This is a genomic window from Enterococcus hulanensis (genome assembly GCF_005405485.1).
In the GTDB taxonomy this organism is placed as follows: domain Bacteria; phylum Bacillota; class Bacilli; order Lactobacillales; family Enterococcaceae; genus Enterococcus_A; species Enterococcus_A hulanensis.
This window is the reverse complement of the sequence record NZ_BJED01000009.1, coordinates 151841-167189: the sequence shown is the minus strand read 5'-3', so window position 1 is coordinate 167189 and position 15349 is coordinate 151841. Positions and strand designations below refer to the sequence as shown.

Annotated in this window: 14 protein-coding genes and 1 other annotated feature (1 of these 15 only partly in view); of the genes, 12 read left to right on the top strand and 2 right to left on the bottom strand. The window is 39.8% G+C overall.

What is annotated here, in order from left to right:
- Positions 1–161 precede the first annotated feature (161 nt).
- The 5 genes from FFR60_RS11895 to FFR60_RS11875 all read left to right on the top strand — a co-directional run bounded on the left by FFR60_RS11895 (position 162) and on the right by FFR60_RS11875 (position 5076).
- Positions 162–1133, top strand: a complete 972-nt coding sequence (locus FFR60_RS11895) for an acyltransferase family protein (protein WP_137664310.1) — start codon at positions 162–164, stop codon at positions 1131–1133.
- Positions 1134–1190: 57 nt separating this feature from the next.
- Complete coding sequence (locus tag FFR60_RS11890) at positions 1191–2519, top strand: C1 family peptidase (RefSeq protein WP_137664309.1); 1329 nt, start codon at positions 1191–1193, stop codon at positions 2517–2519.
- Positions 2520–2706: 187 nt separating this feature from the next.
- A complete protein-coding gene (locus tag FFR60_RS11885; RefSeq protein ID WP_137664308.1) occupies positions 2707–3492 on the top strand; it encodes a tyrosine-protein phosphatase in 786 nt (261 codons plus the stop codon).
- A gap of 12 nt (positions 3493–3504) precedes the next feature.
- A complete protein-coding gene (locus tag FFR60_RS11880) occupies positions 3505–4338 on the top strand; it encodes a fructosamine kinase family protein (protein ID WP_137664307.1) in 834 nt (277 codons plus the stop codon).
- Positions 4339–5076, top strand: coding sequence for an acyl-[acyl-carrier-protein] thioesterase (locus FFR60_RS11875; RefSeq protein WP_137664306.1), 738 nt, complete (start codon positions 4339–4341; stop codon positions 5074–5076).
- A gap of 44 nt (positions 5077–5120) precedes the next feature.
- Here FFR60_RS11875 and FFR60_RS11870 read toward each other — a convergent pair whose 3' ends face one another.
- Positions 5121–6095 carry an asparaginase gene (locus tag FFR60_RS11870; protein ID WP_088931739.1) on the bottom strand — a complete coding sequence of 325 codons (975 nt, stop codon included), beginning with the start codon at positions 6093–6095 and terminating at the stop codon, positions 5121–5123.
- Positions 6096–6184: 89 nt separating this feature from the next.
- Here FFR60_RS11870 and FFR60_RS11865 point away from each other — a divergent pair, with 89 nt between their 5' ends.
- The 3 genes from FFR60_RS11865 (at position 6185) to FFR60_RS11855 (ending at position 8473) form a co-directional block, all read left to right on the top strand.
- Positions 6185–7015 carry a DUF72 domain-containing protein gene (locus FFR60_RS11865; RefSeq protein WP_137664305.1) on the top strand — a complete coding sequence of 277 codons (831 nt, stop codon included), beginning with the start codon at positions 6185–6187 and terminating at the stop codon, positions 7013–7015.
- 13 nt (positions 7016–7028) lie between these two features.
- Positions 7029–7865, top strand: a complete 837-nt coding sequence (locus FFR60_RS11860) for a Cof-type HAD-IIB family hydrolase (RefSeq protein WP_137664304.1) — start codon at positions 7029–7031, stop codon at positions 7863–7865.
- A 98-nt stretch (positions 7866–7963) separates the two neighbouring features.
- A complete protein-coding gene (locus tag FFR60_RS11855) occupies positions 7964–8473 on the top strand; it encodes a pyrophosphohydrolase domain-containing protein (protein ID WP_088931742.1) in 510 nt (169 codons plus the stop codon).
- 49 nt (positions 8474–8522) lie between these two features.
- Here FFR60_RS11855 and FFR60_RS11850 read toward each other — a convergent pair whose 3' ends face one another.
- Complete coding sequence (locus FFR60_RS11850) at positions 8523–9875, bottom strand: aspartate kinase (protein WP_137664303.1); 1353 nt, start codon at positions 9873–9875, stop codon at positions 8523–8525.
- A 316-nt stretch (positions 9876–10191) separates the two neighbouring features.
- Between FFR60_RS11850 and FFR60_RS11845 the strand changes: the two genes are divergently transcribed.
- The 4 genes from FFR60_RS11845 (at position 10192) to FFR60_RS11830 (ending at position 15306) form a co-directional block, all read left to right on the top strand.
- Positions 10192–11913 carry a septation ring formation regulator EzrA gene (locus FFR60_RS11845; protein ID WP_137664302.1) on the top strand — a complete coding sequence of 574 codons (1722 nt, stop codon included), beginning with the start codon at positions 10192–10194 and terminating at the stop codon, positions 11911–11913.
- A 178-nt stretch (positions 11914–12091) separates the two neighbouring features.
- Complete coding sequence (locus tag FFR60_RS11840) at positions 12092–13234, top strand: cysteine desulfurase family protein (RefSeq protein ID WP_137664301.1); 1143 nt, start codon at positions 12092–12094, stop codon at positions 13232–13234.
- Positions 13235–13273: 39 nt separating this feature from the next.
- Positions 13274–14482: a tRNA uracil 4-sulfurtransferase ThiI gene (gene thiI, locus FFR60_RS11835; protein WP_137664300.1), complete on the top strand. Its 1209-nt coding sequence runs from the start codon at positions 13274–13276 to the stop codon at positions 14480–14482.
- Positions 14483–14670: 188 nt separating this feature from the next.
- Positions 14671–15306, top strand: a complete 636-nt coding sequence (locus FFR60_RS11830) for a redox-sensing transcriptional repressor Rex (RefSeq protein ID WP_088931747.1) — start codon at positions 14671–14673, stop codon at positions 15304–15306.
- A 33-nt stretch (positions 15307–15339) separates the two neighbouring features.
- Positions 15340–15349: a binding site (T-box leader), on the top strand; it runs 203 nt beyond the window's last position.

The following is a 15349-nucleotide window of genomic DNA, read 5'->3' as shown; positions in this document are numbered from 1 at the left end:
ATCGTCTCTATTTTTTTACACCCAAAAAGTGAATTTTTTATGAAAAAAGGACATTAAATATGAGGGAAATATTGAGAAAACCATGACCTTTTTTTAAAACTAGTAGAATTGCTTTGAACCTGTTATCCTACCTCGTTATACTAGAGATAAGGAGGTGCGGAATGGAAAAACGCGATGCCTATTTTGACAACGCAAAACTTTTCTTGATGATCTTAGTCGTGTTCGGTCATTTTTTACAACCGTTCGCCAATGACCATCCTTTATATAATGATCTGTACTATTTCATTTTTACATTTCATATGCCAGCCTTCATTCTGATTTCAGGGTATTTCGCTAAAAGCGGCCCTAAACCGATCCTGAGTCTAATAAAAAAATTAGTCTTGCCCTACATATTTTTTCAAGTCCTTTATTCAGGCTATTACACACTGATTGGCTTGCAGGACTCCTTTAGTTTAAATCTGGGAATCCCTCAATGGTCGCTTTGGTTTTTATTGAGCTTATTCGGTTGGAATGTTTTGCTGCATTTAACTAAATACTTTACTGTGAAGCAAGTGTTGATCGCAAGTGTGCTCGTGGCGCTGTTAGTCGGTTATTTTCCGATTTTTGACCGTTATTTGGCTATTCAACGGACGTTGACTTTTTTTCCTTATTTTATGGTGGGATATGTGATTCCAAAAAGCTGGGTCGAAAAACTGAAAACTTATCCTAAGAAATGGATCGCGCTTCTTTTATTTAGTGGCTTGTTTCTATTTATTCAAGGAAATGATTTGATCAATAAATATTGGGTCTTTGGATCTAAACCTTACGAGGACTATTTGACGCAACCGCTGCTTGGCGGACCGCAACGTTTAGTATTCTTTGCGGCAGGTTTGGTTGGGATCATCGCTTTTTTATTGTTGGTTCCAAAAGAACGTCATTTTTTCTCTAATTGGGGAAAAAATACATTGACGGTTTATTTGCTCCATGGTTTTTTAGTCAAAGGACTGCGCGCACTGGAGCTTGATTTTGAAATCAGTTCACTAGAGCTGTTCTTATTATTTATCGGCAGCATGCTGTTGACTGCCACTTTATCCAGTAAACGAGTCGGTCAATGGATAGAAAAAGGGAAACAAGTTTTACAGCCGAGTTTGTAAATTAATTGTCTCTTTGCCTCATTAAGCGTAAAATGAGGGGCAAGGAGGCGTTTTTTTATGTCAAAAATTACTAATGAACGAACCCAAGCTTTTCGTGAAGCTTTTGCAAAAAATTCAAAACAAGTTGCACTTCAACGAGGCGTAGTGAAAAATGGTATCCGAGCTTCAGCAGAGAACATGCAGGCGCATGTTGAGAATACGCCGGTTTTTTCAATTGATCTTGCAACGGGAAAAGTTGCGAATCAAAAACAATCTGGGCGTTGCTGGATGTTTGCAGCCCTGAATACATTTCGTCATAGACTATTGACGACATTTCAGCTGAAGGATTTTGAACTTTCACAAAACTATACCTTCTTTTGGGATAAATATGAAAAAGCGAATTATTTCTATGAAAATATTTTAAATACAGCAGAACAGTCCGTGACGAGTCGTGAAGTAGCCTTTCTATTGCAAACGCCACAGCAAGACGGCGGACAATGGGATATGATCGTCTCACTTTTTCAAAAATATGGTGTTGTACCAAAAAGCGTAATGCCAGAAAGCAGCAATAGTTCAAATTCACGTGATTTAAATAATTATTTAAACAAACTATTACGCAAACACGCAGTATTATTACGACAAATGGTGGCAGAGGATGCAACTGCAGAAGAAATTCAAGCTAATCGTGAAGCGATGCTGCAGGAAGTCTATAACCTTTTGGCAATTTCGTTAGGTACACCGCCAGATGTTTTTGATTTTGAATATCGAGACGACGAAAAAAACTATCATTTAGATCAAGGCTTAACACCGCAAAGTTTCTATGAAAAATATGTGGGTATAGATCTAGATGAGTATGTCAGCATCATTAATGCTCCTACTGATGATAAACCTTTTATGAAGTCATATACTGTTGACATGCTGGGTAACGTAGTTGACGGCAAGCAAGTGAAGTATTTGAATCTCGAAATGGATGAATTCAAAACACTAGCAATCAAGCAGTTAGAGCAAGGTGAGTCTGTGTGGTTTGGCTGTGATGTTGGTCAATCTTCTACTCGCGACAGCGGTATTATGGCATTAGATGCTTATGATGTAGAAGACTTGTTTGATGTCGATTTGACGATGACTAAAGCAGAGCGTTTAGACTACGGCGAAAGCATGATGACTCATGCTATGGTTTTAACAGGCGTTGACCTGATTGATAATCAAGCCAAAAAATGGAAAGTTGAAAATAGCTGGGGCGAAAAAGTCGGTGAAAAAGGCTTCTTTGTAATGAGTGACGAATGGATGGATGAATATACGTACCAAATCGTGGTTCGTAAAGAATTTTTGACACCCGAACAGTTAGCGGCTTTTGAAGCAGAACCGACCGTTTTAGCACCATGGGACCCAATGGGTGCATTAGCTTAATTAAGTGAAGACTTGAAGCAAATTTATTTGTTTCAGGTCTTTTTTTTGGTGATAAAAAGAAAAGATATTTTATTGGGAAATTTCGCGAGCTGCGGAGGAAGCCTTTTTTGACAGAAGTTTGTTTCTATCAAGAAAAGCGTTTTCTTTTGCAATGTGCTATACTTTTAGCAAAAAGGAGGTTGGTTGGATGTCTAAACACTTAGCTGTTCGACATGCTGAAAATATACGAGAATTGGGTGGCTATGAAACAAAGGACGGAAGAAAAGTTGCTCATCGCAAATTGATCCGTTCTGCAAACATCAATCACTTAGATACAAAAGATAAACAATACTTAAGTGATTACGGTATAAAAAAAGTTGTCGATTTCCGTTCACTTGAGGAGCGGACCGCCCAACCTGATCAGGAGATTCCGGAAGCGGCGAACATCTTTTTGCCGATTTTCCCACTTAAAGAAACCGAAACTGCGTCGGCTTCGCCCAAAAAAATGATGCAGCGAATGCAGGATGGAGAAAATGCGCTGCAACAAATGGTTGAAGTGTATAAGCACTTTGTAACCGATCAGCATGTTCGCGGCCAATATCGGAAATTTTTTGATTTAGTATTGGATAATCATGAAGCAGACGAAAGCTTGCTATTTCATTGTACAGCTGGGAAGGACCGGACAGGCTTTGCAGCAATCCTGTTATTAGATTGCTTAGGAGTAGACAGTGAAACAATCGTGGAAGATTATATGGCTACGAACCGGTATTTGAAAAAAGTCGTCCAAGAGATGTATAAAAAGGCCGAACTTGCGGGTGTACCAGCAGAGGCATTGCATGGAATCGAAGACATGATGTCTGCAAAAGAAATCTATTTACAAACTAGCTATGAACAAATCAAAGAGAATTATGGAACAGTAGAACAGTTTATTCATGAGGGGATTGGCATATCAACCCACGAAATCAAAGATCTGCAAAAAATCTATTTGTTATAAGGAGTTGGCGAAATGGATGAATTGCTGAATTATCTTAATCTGCAAACAAAAGCAATACCAATCAGCGGCGGTGATATCAATCAGGCTTATCGGGTTACTGATGGAAAAAAAGATTATTTTTTGAAATACCATCCCAAAATGTCGGCGGATTTTTTTCAAGCGGAGGTTGATGGATTAGCTGAATTAGGAAATGCAGTGCGAGTGCCTGAAGTTTATCAACATGGAAGTTATATGGATGCGGCATATCTTTTGATGGAGTGGATCGAACCTGGAGAAGGGGATCAAAAAGATTTGGCCCGTGAACTTGGCAAGCTTCATGAAATCAAGGCAATCAAGTTTGGCTATAAAAGAAATAATTTTATGGGGCTGTTGCCTCAGATCAACACACATTCAGATAACTGGTGGGATTTTTACTTTACCAATCGCTTAGAGATCCAAATCGAAATTGCTAACGGTCGAAATCACTGGACGGCACGGCGAGAAAAAAATTATCAGTTATTTAAAGAGTGGGTTTACCAAAAATGGGGTACAATGTCTTTTGAACCAACTTTATTGCATGGTGATTTTTGGAGCGGCAATACTTTTTTTGATATGCAGGGCCGACCTGTCTTTGTGGACCCGGCGGTTTCTTACGGACATCGAGAAATGGATCTTGCAATGTCACAACTTTTTGGCGGCTTTCGCCAAGAATTTATCGACAGCTACCAAGAAAATATGCCGATGCGAGAAGGCTGGCAAGATCGACTGGCAATCTACCAATTCTATTATCTGCTCGTTCACCTGAATATTTTTGGGGAGACTTACGGCGATGCGGTAGATCGTGTCTTAGCTTTAGGAGGAAAGTAATTGGGAAAAAGATACACCATTAATCATGAAGTCGCCTATTATGAGTGCGACATCAATCAAAATATGACGTTTCCTGCTTTATTGAGTGTCGCTATCAAGGCGTCATCTGACCAAAGTGATGAACTGGAGCGGGGAACGGATTATATTAATACGTTAGGGATTACTTGGGTAATCACACAAACAGAAATAACGATCAAACGATTGCCGCAGGTTGGTGAAAAGATTACGATCGTGACCGAGCCGACAGAATTCAATCGCTATTTCTGTTATCGAAGCTACTGGGTTTATGATGCGGATGGAACCGAGCTGCTGAAAATCGATATGTCCTTTGTATTGATGGATATCGAAAATCGCAAGATGAGCAGTGTTGATGCACAACTTATGGCGCCATATGAGTCGCCGCAGGTCAAGAAGATTCGTCGCTGGCCCAAGATCGAAAAAGTCGAAGGAGATCAAAAGCAGTTGTATCATGTGCGTTATTACGACCTTGATAGTAACCATCATGTAAATAATGCGATGTACTTTAACTGGTTAATCGATGTGTTGGGTTATGACTTTATGACACGGCATGAGCCATCATATGTGAATGTTAAATTTGATAAAGAAGTTTTATATGGCAATGACATTGAGAGTTTTTATGAAATTATTGAAGCTGAAGAAGTGAAAACTCGTCACGAGATCCGACTTGGAGATCAGCTTGCTTGTGAAGCGAATATATTATGGCAAAAAAGAAGTTAAATCGAATTACTCGATTTAACTTCTTTTTTGGTCTTTTTTAAGATTTACTCTTCCATAAATTGTTTTAATTCTTCTTTTGATAAATGAGCATTTAACGCGATCAATAATTTCAAGCGAGCTTTTTGACTATTGATACCGTTGCAGAAGATCACACCATGCTGTGCTAATTCCACACCGCCGCCATGATAATCATAAACGGGTTCAGCAATTCCGTTGAAGCAGCGTGAAACTAGAACGATTGGCAGCCCTTTTTCTAATAAATGATAGAAAGGCGGCAAAGTTTGCGGCGGTAAATTTCCAGCACCTAAGGCTTCGACTACGAGACCATCGACTGTAATTGCTTGATCCAAAATCTTAAAGAAGTCTCCTTCCATCCCGGCAAAAACTTTAACAATCGGGATCATAGCATCGAAACTGTCGATATCATAGCGGGTCGTCTTAGGTAATTCCTGTTTAAAAAGAATTTTTGATTTAGTAACTAGGCCGATTGGTCCTAAAGTCGGTGTTCTAAAAGTTGCCACATTTGTTGTATGTGTTTTCGTTACATAACGGGCGCTGTGAACTTCATCGTTCATGACAACGAGCACCCCTTTGCCGACAGCATTGTCAGAGGCAGCTACGCGAATCGCACATTCAAAATTATAAAGACCATCACTGCCTAATTCATTGATAGAACGCATCGCACCCGTCAAAATAATCGGCATCAAATCCCCGATGGTTATTTCTAGAAAATAAGCAGTTTCCTCCAGAGTATCAGTCCCGTGAGTGATAACGACACTGTCGAGCCCTTCTTGTTTTGCGGCTTTAATTCTTTCTTTTAAATCAAACATTGTTTCAACAGTGATGTGGGGAGAAGGCAGGTTAGAAAAATCTTCCACGATCAATTCAATATCAGCCGGCAGGCGTAATTCTTGTCCAGCCGCTAGTAAAGGATTTTTTTTATCTGGACGTACAGCACCATCGGCATCTTGACTCATTGAGATCGTTCCGCCTGTATGTAAAATTAAAATCCGTTTCATCTTCATTACTCCATTCGTTATTAGCGCGTTGTTGCTAATTTTTTGCTATGTTTATTGTATACTATGAAACAAAGGGAGGCTAGGATACTATGATTCGAATTGGATTAACTTCTTTTAATGAACACAGCAGTTTGACTGGTAAGAAGACCTCTTCTTTGTATGAGTATGCCGGTTACCTGCCATTAGTAGAGTTAGATACGAACTATTACGGGATCACCAAAAAAAGTTCGGTTGAGAATTGGTTGACGCAAGTTCCGGAAGATTTCCGCTTTGTAGTCAAACTATATGCAGGATTCACGGGACAGGCAAAGTGGCAAGATAATTATTCTTCCATGTCCGAAATGCAGGAGCATTTTCTAGAAACCATGAAGCCGATGATCGAAAGCGGAAAGTTATTTTGCTTTTTAGCGCAATTTCCGGCACAATTTAAGTGTACCAAAGAAAACGTTGCTTATTTAGAAATACTGCGAGGGTTATTTCCTAAACTCCCTGTAGCGGTGGAACTGCGAGATTATAGTTGGTACGCAAAAGAGTTTGTAGAAAAAACCAGACAGCTGATGAGAACATTGGATTTTAGTTTGGTAATGGTCGATGAACCGCAACTACCAGATACCGTTCCATTAGATCCTACGGTAACAAATAAAAATTTCAGCCTATTTCGTTTTCACGGCAGGAATCAGGCCTATTGGAATGATCGAACTGGTGATTGGCGCAAGAAGCGCACATTGTATCGTTACAATGAAACTGAGCTGAAGGAGTTAGGAAATAAAGTTCGGCAAGCGGCCGAAGAATCCGCTGAAGTTGGTGTCATTTTTAATAATAATTCCGGCGGCGATGCTGCCGATAATGCTATGCAACTGAAAAAAATTCTTCAATTGGATTATGAAGGATTGAATCCAAGTCAAATCGATTTATTTTAAACGAGGGAGTGCCATGATAAAAGCCATTTTTTTTGATATTGACGGAACCTTGATTACCAGTGATTCAAAGGTGTTAGACAGCACCCGCGAAGCAATCAGGTTAGCTCAAAAGCAGGGAATCTTTTGCGGAATCGCAACTGGTCGAGGTCCCGTAAAAATCGAGGATCGGATTGAACAGCTGCCGTTAGATGTATATGTGATGTACAATGGACAGTTGGTTTATACAAAAGAAAAAGATATTTACCAGCGGCCATTTTCTGCTGAAACATTACAACGGATCGTGAATTTTGCTGATGAGGAGCATCGTCAAATTATTTTCGGCGGACGTTATCGTTTAGATGGCAGTCATCTGATGAAATGGTCGCAAAACTCGCTGCTTAAAAAAATTGCCGGCTGGATGCCTAAGTGGTTTCCAGTAAGATCGACACGAAGATTATTGCAGTCTTTCAGTCCGAATCGAGAAAAGGGCAGATACAAAAAGTTATCGATTTTAAAAGAGCCGATCTATCAATGTGTACTCTTCAGTGCAGAAACGGAAGCACAACGTTTGCAAGAGCTGTTGCCGGATTGTTCCTTCCAGCGTTCAAATCCTTATTCGGTGGATATCGTTCCAAAGAACGGCTCGAAGTATCATGGGATTTTGGAATTTACCAAAGCAGCAGGAATCGAGTTGGAAGAAGTAATGGCTTTTGGTGATCACTATAATGACATCGAAATGATCCAAAAAGTTGGTATCGGGGTGGCGATGGGAAACGGGTTGTCTGAGGTCAAAGAACAAGCCGATTATGTTACTGCGACGAATGAAAAAGATGGGATTTACCAGGCGCTAAAACATTTTGAAGTTATTTAATAGTCACAGTAATTTAAGCTTAGCACGCAAATCAGGTATCTAAATTCACTTAATAATAACAATCACTACACTTAGTTGAGAGCAGGGAGTATCAATAAATGAACGAACCGTATCAAATGGCGCGCGAGTTTCACGAGACCTTCGCACCGACACCACCGAATAAACCTAAAGCCTTCACCAAAGAACGAGGGAGTTTTCGTGCGGGATTTAAAGCCGAAGAAATCGTTGAATTTTTATATGGTGTAGCAGAAGGCGATGAAGCTGAGTTTGCTGAATTAGTTAAAGAGCTTCATGAAAGTGTCGATCAAGCCAAAGAAAAAGTTTTGACAAAAGCCGAAGCAGTTGATGATCCGCTAATTGCGGAAGTCGATGCTTTGACGGACTTGCTCTACTTTACTTATGGCTCGTTTGCCTTGATTGGCGTTGATCCAAAACCGATTTTTGAAATCGTTCATCGTGCGAATATGGGGAAACTTTTTCCTGATGGCAAACCTCGCTATCATCCGGTAACAAATAAAGTGATGAAGCCGGATGATTGGCAAGAAAAATATGCACCAGAACCGTTGATCAAAAAAGAGCTGGACAGACAAAAAGGAAAAGCCGAATAACAAAGGCTTTTCCTTTTTTTGTGTTTTTGCTGTTAAGCATATAAAGTTCTTAATCAAAAAATGTGTAGTAAAGCGATCGGATAGCTAATCGTTCTTGTTCACTGCGGATTGCGAAGATGATACTGCGTTCATCAGCTCCCTGAGAAATCATTCGCAGGTTAACATTTTTACGTGCCAATGCAGCAGTGCTGTCAGAGGTAGTGCCAGGTCGTTCGCGCATCCCTTCGCCAACAAGTGCGACAACCGAAAGACCATGTTCGATTGATAATTGATCAGGCTGAATCTTTTCTTCAATCTGCTTCATTAGTTCAGCTTCAATATCGCGAGTTAATTGACGTTCGCGTAAAATGATTGAAATATCATCAATTCCAGATGGCATATGTTCAAAACAAATGTTTAAATCCTCTAAAATTTGTAAAACTCTTCGTACAATCCCGACTTCTCGGTTTAACAAATATTTTCCGATCGTGATTCCGCAGAACCCGCCATCGCTGGCAACACCTACGACTTCATTGCGATTCTCATTTTCGAAGGTCTTTTTGATCAAGGTTCCTTGGCAATCCGGATTATTCGTATTTTTAATCACCACGGGAATCTGTGCTTTAAAGGCCGGCATCAAGGCTTCATCATGAAAGACTGTGAAGCCTGCATAAGTCAATTCGCGAATTTCGCGATAAGTTGCGTATTCAATTAATTCTGGATCATGGATGTATTTTGGACTGGCAGCAAAAATACCATCTACATCAGTAAAATTCTCATACATATCCACCTTTAAACCAGCTGCAACGATGGAGCCAGTGATGTCGGAGCCGCCTCGCGAAAATGTACAGAGGTGTCCATCTTTGGTGTAACCAAAGAATCCTGGGATAATCAATATTTCCTCTGAATCTCGCCACTGATAAATTTTATCGTAGGATTCATCTAAGATTCGGGCATTTTGTGGTTCATTAGAAACCGTGATCCCTAACTCTTTTGGATTGATGTAGCGTGCGTTGACACCGTTCTTTTGGAAACAGGCAGCAACTAACTGGGCATTTAAGTTTTCCCCACTAGCTAAAAAGCTGTCTAGGGCATAAGCGTTTGTTTCGTCATAGTTCTCTTGAAGTTGACGTAATTCAGCGCTGAATTTTTTTTCAATATCATCATCGACGTGGAACGCGGCAGCAATTTCTGTATAGCGAGCGACGATCTCACGAATCAATTCTTCAGTATCATGTTTGTATACAACAGCATTATAAAATTGAATCAATAAGTCGGTGACTTTTTTGTCTTTGTTGGTTCGCTTTCCTGGAGCAGAAACCACGACGAAACGACGGCTAGGGTCGTCTGTAACGATCGCTAAGACTTTTTTTAGTTGTTCAGCTGAAGCTACGGAGCTTCCGCCAAATTTGATCACTTTCACTTTAATCACCTCTTATTTTAATGTGGATTTAATATTATCTGAAAAGTGGCATAATTTCAAGGGGCTTTGGCGCTTTAACAAATAGAAATTTTTATAAAATTACACTTTTCTTAAATTTATAACAATTGAAGCGGATTCTAAAAAATGCTAATATGAAGAGTGACTGTGCGATAAACATTTCAAAACGAATTCTAAACTAGCTAGTGAAGAGAAAAGTCTTTTGTGTTATAATCTACGTTAGATGTTTTCGCCAAAAAACAGAAAAATATGAACCATTAAATAAACTGAATCTTGTTAGTTGAAAGGAAAATCATACATGGGAAGTAATGTAATCATAGGGATCGTTATCGGCTTAGTCATTTTGGCTGCCGCTTTATACTTGATTGGTTATCTGATGAAGAAAAAGAATCAAGATCGCTTGAAAGAACTTGATAAAAGGAAAGAAGCGTTATTCGATCTTCCTGTCGTAGAAGAGGTCGATGAAGTGAAAAAAATGCACCTTGTCGGTCAAAGTCAGAATACTTTCCGTGAGTGGAATCAAAAATGGACAGATGTTTCGACAAAATCTTTTGCTGAATTAGAAAGTCAGATTTTTGAAGTTGAGAGTCAAAATGAAACATTCCGTTTCATGAAGGGCAAATCAGCGATTGAAAGTGCAGAACGTACAATGACAGAGATGGAAGAAGAAGTCGAAGGCATTCGTACAGGATTAAAAGAATTAAGAGAAACTGAAGAGCGCAACTCCTTGGCTGTACAACAGGCCTTGGATGTTTTTGAAGAATTGAAGAAGGATTTGAAAGAAAAGAAAGACAGCTTTGGTCCTGCTTTGCCGGAAATTCAAAAGCAAGTGAAAAATGTTGAAATCGAGTTTACTCAATTCGTAACCTTGAATACTTCAGGCGATCCGATTGAAGCTCGGGAAGTCTTAGATGATGCTGAAAAACATACTTATGAAGTTCAAGCAACCATGCAAAAAGTTCCAACCATCTATGAAGATTTAGAAAAAACATTCCCAAGTCAAATTGATGAGTTAGAAAAAACATATAAGAAGATGATGGCAGACAATTTTGTCTTGCCAGAAGATGATTTCGAAGCTCGTTTAGAAAAAGTGAAGAAACACGTAGAACGTTCATTAGAAGATTTAGAAAAAATCGAATTGAGCACTGTTGAAACAGCTAATAAAGAGACAGCAGAATTGATCGATGACCTTTACGATGTATTGGAAAAAGAATTTGAAGCGAAAAAATATGTTATGACCAATCGCAAAACGATCGGTGAATATATCGCGCATGCTTCTCGCAACAATCATCAGTTAATGGTAGAATTAGATCATACTTCTCAAAGCTATGCTTTGAATAATAATGAATTGGGCCGTGCCCGCGGATTCCAAACAGAGATCGAAGAATTGGAACGTCGCAATCGCAATATGGATCCGCAGATCGATAAGCATGAACTGCCATATTCGGAAGTCCAAGTATTTTATAAAGATGCATTTAAAGTCTTAGACGATATCGAAACAAAACAAGTTGAGATCGACGACGACCTGCATGATTTACGCAAAGGCGAAAAAGAAGCTTCTGCTAAAATCGAGAAATATGAATTCCGCTTGCGCAATTTGAAACGTTATGTAGAACAGCAACGTTTGCCTGGATTGCCAGGTGATTACTTAGAATTCTTCTTTGTAGCAACTGATCGCGTAGAAGAATTGAGTAAATCATTGAACAAGATTCGGATTAACATGCAAGACATCAATAAATTAGTCAGTCTTTGCGATGAAGACATGGAAATGTTGGATCAAAAGACTTACGACTTAGTTGATGCCGCAGCATTGACGGAGCAAATGATGCAATATGCAAATCGCTATCGTCACACGCACCCTGAAATCAAAAGTGCAATTGAAAATAGTTTAGAACTATTTAACAAAGAATACCGTTATCAAGATGCCTTAGATGAAATCGGTACAGCACTTGAACGTGTTGAACCAGGGGCATTCAAACGAATTGAAGACTTTTATTTTAACAACCGAGATTTAGTATAAGCTGAGCGATATGCTCGGCTTTTTTTGTGCAAATTAATTCTTGTTCGTTTAAATAAATTCGTTGTATCAAAAGTTATGTTAGGATAGTTTAGGAAACTCTTCTTATTTATAAGGAATACTTGAAGACTTGTGGCATTCTCGCTATAATAGGAAAGAATTTTTGAAGGAAGGTCAGAGAATGATTTATTTTGATAATAGTGCAACGACTGCAATTTATCCGTTAGCACTTGATACATATGTAAAAACGAGTCAACGCATTATGGGAAATCCATCCAGCTTGCATGATTTAGGAACACAGGCGAATCGCTTGCTGCAACAAGCGCGGAAGCAGATCGCAGAGCTTTTGGATGTTCAAGCAGGTGAAATATTTTTTACTAGTGGAGGCACTGAGGGTGATAACTGGGTATTGAAGGGGACTGCGATCGCTAAGCGAGGATACGGAAACCACATTATTATTTCTAGCGTAGAGCATCCGGCGGTTGGCCGTACTGCCGAACAATTGAAAGAACTTGGGTATGATGTGAGTGTCGCTCCTGTTGATCAAAATGGTTTTGTCCAAGTAGAAAAATTGGCAGAATTAATTCGGCCTGAAACGATTTTGGTTTCAGTAATGGGTGTTAATAATGAGATGGGCGCGATCCAGCCAATTGAAGCTATCAGTGATATTTTGGAAAATTATCCAACGATCCATTTTCATGTGGATGCCGTACAGGCTATCGGAAAAGTTGATCAAGCTAAATGGCTAACACCGCGGGTTGATTTTGCGACTTTCTCTGCTCACAAATTCCACGGACCACGTGGTGTCGGCTTTATTTATTGGAAAGCTGGGAAAAAGTTAGCTCCTTTACTTAATGGCGGCGGTCAGGAAAATGGGCAACGGGCAACGACGGAAAATCTTCCAGCTATCGTAGCTATGAGCCGTGCGTTGCGAATGCATCTTGAAAAAAGAGCCGAACGCCCTAATCATACAGCTGTAATTCGTCAGTATTTGAAAGAGGCGTTAGCCAGCTATGACAAAGTAAGGATTTTTTCAGGGGATGAAAACTTTGCTCCTCACATTTTGACCTTCGGAATTAAAGGAATTCGTGGTGAGGTTTTAGTTCATGCCTTAGAAGAAAAACAAATCTTCGTCTCGACCACGAGTGCTTGCTCTAGTCGTAAAAAAGTGGATAGTTCAACTCTCCATGCGATGAATGTTCCCCATGATATTGCCACAACGGCCGTACGTGTTAGTTTGGATGAGGCCAGTACGATGGCAGAGGCAGAACAATTTATGGTGGTGTTCAACCATCTATACGATAAATTTTCAAAGATCAATTAAAGAAAAGCGATATTTAAATAGTAAATAAGGAGAATGATCGTGCAATATACTGAAATTATGGTGCGTTATGGCGAGTTGTCGACCAAGGGAAAGAATCGTCGAAGCTTCATCATGCGACTAGCACAAAATGTACGGGGAGCATTGGCTGAATTTCCTGATTTGAAGATTCACGCGGATCGTGATCGGATGCATATTTTATTAAATGGCGAAGATAGCCGCCTCGTTTTACCTAAGTTAGAAAAAGTCTTTGGAATTCAAAATTTTTCCCCTAGTATTCGCGTTGAAAAAAGTTTGGATGCGTTAAAGCAAATGGCACAACAGATTATGAAAGAAGTCTACACTGGAAGGGAAACCTTTAAAATCACAGCTAAACGCAGTGATCATCATTTTGAATTAGATAGTCAAGAACTGCAGCAGTTTTTAGGAGATGCTGTGATGGATGTTTGTCCGGATATTAAGGCGCAGATGAAGCGGCCGGATATCAATCTGCGGGTGGAGATTCGTCGTGATGGCGCGTATCTTTCATATGAAACGATCAAAGGAGCTGGCGGCTTGCCAGTGGGGACTAGCGGTCGGGGTATGTTGATGTTGTCTGGCGGGATCGATTCACCTGTTGCCGGTTACTTAGCAATGAAGCGCGGCGTTGAGATCGAAGCAGTTCATTTCGCAAGTCCGCCGTATACGAGTGAGCAAGCATTGCAAAAGGCGAAAGACCTAACGGAAAAATTAACTCCATATGTCGGCAATATTCAGTTTATTGAAGTGCCCTTCACTGAGATTCAAGAAGAAATCAAGCAGCATAGTCCGCAAGGCTATTGGATGACATTAACCAGACGAATGATGCTGCGTTTAACTGATGCGATTCGTGAAATGCGCCATGGCTTAGTGATCATTAATGGGGAATCTTTGGGACAGGTTGCCTCACAAACGTTACACAGCATGGTAGCTATCAATGAAGTTACGACTACACCGATTATTCGTCCAGTCGTGACGATGGACAAAACAGAGATTATCGAGCTGGCAGAAAAAATCGATACCTTTGAACTGGCGATCCAACCGTTTGAGGACTGTTGTACGATTTTTGCACCGCCACAGCCGAAAACGCGGCCAAAATTGGACAAGGTTCTAGAATTAGAAGAACGCTTCGATATTGAAGGGTTGATGGCTCGTTGTTTAGCGGGACTGAAGTTTGAAGAAATCGCTCCTGCTCAGGCAGAAAAAAACGAAGAGTTTGCAGAGTTCTTATAATTATTTTGAGCAAGAAAGGATACTTTCTTGCTCTTTTTTTGGCAAACGATTGTTATTGCTTTTTCTACATGTTAAAATCATTTATGTGAAGTGTTTAACAAACAAATTTTTTTCTATCTTAAACGGTAGATTTGCAGATGACATGAAAAGCAAAAAATAATTCATTAAGATAAACAAGGAGAACGACCATGGAGCGGATCATTCAAAAACCACAACTATCAAAAGCGACAACGAAAAGGCTGTCTTTGTACCTGCGTTGCTTAAAAGGCTTGGAAAAAAATGGTATTACCCGCGTTAAATCTTCTGAGCTGAGTAAAATGACTCAAGTCGGTTCTGCAACGATTCGTCGAGACTTTTCTCATTTTGGCGAGTTAGGCAGAAGCGGTTATGGCTATGATGTCAGCGACTTGATCAAAGTTTTCAGCGATATGCTGGAAACCAAGGAAGAAAAGCGAATTGCACTGATTGGCTGTGGAAATCTAGGCCAAGCGCTTTTAAATAATAATTTTCGGCGCAATGAGAATTTAAATATCGTTTGCGCATTTGATAATGATCCTGAAAAAGTTGGTAAAGAAATTTGCGGCTATTATATCCATTCAATTGATGAAATGGATGATGTATTGGCAAAAGAAAAAATTACCGTTGCGATCTCAACGGTTCCCAGCCAAAATGCCCAAAGAGCGATCAATCAAGTGGTTGCTAACGGTGTCACAGCGATCTTGAATTTTGCTCCAGATCCGTTGAAAGTACCGGATAATGTTCATGTGCACTATATTGATTTAACCTCTGAGCTGCAGACGTTGATTTATTTTGATGGTCAGTAGGACTTTACAAGTTTCTGACTTCATTGTAGAATGATTCAGACGA